The sequence below is a fragment of the Vibrio sp. 1249-1 genome (assembly GCF_033340495.1).
Map to the genome: position 1 here is coordinate 1 of NZ_JAWOWJ010000173.1, position 989 is coordinate 989.

The 989-nt window shown below is 44.3% G+C and carries 1 protein-coding gene; it reads left to right on the forward strand.

Annotated features, from left to right (window positions below):
* Positions 1 to 2: 2 nt before the first annotated feature.
* On the forward strand, positions 3 to 989 hold a 987-nt coding region (locus tag R7Z50_RS25030; protein WP_318149426.1), incomplete at its 3' end, for a 1-acyl-sn-glycerol-3-phosphate acyltransferase.

Below are 989 nucleotides of genomic sequence, written 5' to 3' on the forward strand. Positions count from 1 at the left end.
AAATTCGTCCTTACAACGACGAAGAAATTCCAGCAGCGCTGGATCGTCTAATCCAAGATGATGAATTTATCACTGCGATTCTCGATCACCGTTTTGAAAACAAAGCGAAATGGTTCAAAACGCTCATGAGTCCGTTCCTTCGCATTTACCTAAAAGCGAAGTGGAGCAAACTTGACTCCGTAGAAGCGATCCAAATCGAGGTGAAAAAATACCTTCAAGATACGTTGAATAAGACAACGGATGGCGTCACGTTCTCTGGTTTAGACAAACTGGATAAAAACACCTCCTACTTATTCGTGTCTAACCATCGCGATATCGCAATGGATCCCGCTTTAGTTAACTACGGTTTGTACCAAAGTGGTCACCGCACTGTGCGTATTGCAATCGGCGATAATTTGCTGAAAAAACCGTGTGCGACAGAGCTGATGCGTTTGAACAAGAGCTTTATTGTTAAGCGTTCTGCAAAAGCTCCACGAGAGATGATGAAAGCGCTTGGACAGTTGTCTGGCTACATCAAACACTCGCTGGATACGGGCAACTCTATTTGGATTGCTCAAAAAGAAGGGCGTGCGAAAGACGGTAACGACTTTACAGATCCTGCGATCTTAAAAATGTTCCACGTTGAAGGTCGCAAGCAAAAGGTCGCGTTTGGCGAGTACATGCGCTCGTTAAAAATTGTGCCGGTCTCGATTGCTTACGAGAATGATCCATGTGACATCGCTAAGGCAAAAGAGCTATTTGAGAAAGCAGAAAACGGCCGTTATGAAAAAGGCGAGTTTGAAGATATCGAAAGCATCATCCAAGGCATTGTTGGTTACAAAGGCCGTGTTCATGTGGCATTTGGTGACGTGATTGAGCAAGAGTTTGAAACGCCAGAATCGTTAGCTAATGAAATCGACCGTCAGATACACGAGAACTATAAGTTGTATCCGATCAACTTGCTCGCTGCAGGTCGTGAAGATTCAAGCATTATCACAGAAGCGGTGAAA